The sequence below is a fragment of the Kitasatospora sp. NPDC088779 genome (assembly GCF_040685395.1).
In the GTDB taxonomy this organism is placed as follows: Bacteria; Actinomycetota; Actinomycetes; order Streptomycetales; family Streptomycetaceae; genus Kitasatospora.
In genome coordinates, this window is the sequence record NZ_JBFBHW010000122.1 from 1 (window position 1) to 1734 (window position 1734).

Annotated in this window: 2 pseudogenes; one reads left to right on the forward strand and one right to left on the reverse strand. The window is 66.8% G+C overall.

What is annotated here, in order from left to right:
• Nucleotides 1-123: pseudogene (locus AB0P03_RS40775) on the forward strand (IS630 family transposase); the annotation flags it as partial.
• Between the two features lie 15 nt (nucleotides 124-138).
• Here the strand turns inward: AB0P03_RS40775 and AB0P03_RS40780 are convergent.
• Nucleotides 139-1062: pseudogene (locus tag AB0P03_RS40780) on the reverse strand (transposase); the annotation flags it as partial.
• Between the last annotated feature and the right edge of the window lie 672 nt (nucleotides 1063-1734).

A 1734-nucleotide genomic window follows, 5' to 3' on the forward strand; every position in this document is an offset into this window, starting at 1 on the left:
GCCCTCGACCGACTCGAAACCCTCGTCCGCAACCGCCTCAAACGCCTGCAGTACCGGCCCGACACCATCGACGGCTTCATAGCCGGCACCGGCCTTACCCTCGACACCCCAACCTCACCCTGACAAGCCGAAGTCAGTAATGGGGAGTTCACTGCCGTGGTCGATCCAGGCCGAGCGGGTAGTGAGCCTGGGGTGGAGTCGGTCCCAGGCCATCGCCCGCGCGGTGCCGTAGCGGTCTGTCACCTGGACGGTCGCCACGTTCGGCTCGCCCCACGTCTCGGGCTTGGCGAAGCGGAACTCCTTGCCGTGCTTCGGGAACCGCCCGCCCAGGGGATACGTCTGGGCATACTCCAGAAGCGAGGGCGCCGGCCGCCGCATGACACGGTCCGAGCGCATCCGGCCCAGTACCTCCACCGGCAGGTCCCTCAACAAGTAGGCCAGGCGCGAAGCGTCGTAACCGGCATCGAAGACCACCAGGACATCCGGATCGCCCGCGCACCAGCGACCACCGACGATCAAGTCCTCGACCACCCGGCGGACCTGAACCGCGGCGACCTCCGCGACATCGTCCTCGGGACCGAGGCGGACAGCGTCGAGCAACTGGCACCAGGACGTGCGACCCGCTTCCAACGCGGCGACGAACGAGTACGGCCAGCCCGGGATCATCAGGTGCTGGTCCCGGCCACGGCCGAAGGTGTGACAGAACAGCCGGTCCGCACTGCACTCCGCGTCCGGCCGCAGCCAGTTGCTGACATCCACGGCCAGGACGAGCCGGTTGTCGGCGGCCTTCGGCTGGGGCAACGCGGCCAGGGTCCGCCGCAGCTGTCCGACGTCGAGACGGCCACGGTTGAGTGCGTCGTACAGCGCGCCGTGCCCGCGGCAGTGCTCGGCCACCAGCGTCAGCTCCACCGGCGCCACCACCGGTCCGTCCGCACACAGCAGCGCGTCCGCGATCTCGAACAGTTCGTCACGCCGCGCGGTCAGGCATCCGTAGAAGTCCTTCCGGAAGTGTGACGCTTCAGCGAACGGCTCTCGCTGGGCATCGCTGTACAGCAGACTCATCCCCCATGGCCTCCGTCGAGTTCACGTGCATCCTTGGTCGGAGCACATGGTCAGACGAAGGCCATGTCCACGTCCGGCGAACTCCCGGATGAGTGAACTCGTTCGAAAAGCGCGCGTGATCGTGACACCATGGGCCGCGTGATGACGAACCGAAAGGTCCATGCCGCGTAGACGGCCGACGGACGTCCGGACCAGCCTCCCCCCACACCGGGCACAGGCTTCGAGACCCGCGATCGACGGTGTCTCCTCGCGGGCACTCTCCGAGGTAGCCCGTCTCGAACGCATCCGGAACTACCTGCAACCAGGGGATGTCACCGTCGCTGTGCGCCTGTGGCGGGACCACGTTCGCCGCTCCAAGCGGCAGCACTGGCACGACTACGAGCTGGGCAACGTGCACTGGTACTGCTGCGGCAACCCCTTGGAGGCTCGCGCCCTCCTCGACACGGTGATGCACGCAATGTCACCACGGGCCGCCCGCGAACTCCGGAAGATCATCAACAGGCTTGACGCCGCCTACAGCATCCCTCTGCCGCCGCATGACGGCGAAGGAGCAGAAAGCACAAGCTGAACTTGTCGTTTACTGACCTCGGCGTTTCAAGGTGATGGCGGTGGGAGGTCGAGGGAGAGTCCGGTTCCGCTGAGGAAGCCGTCGAGGATGTCGGAGCGGTACTG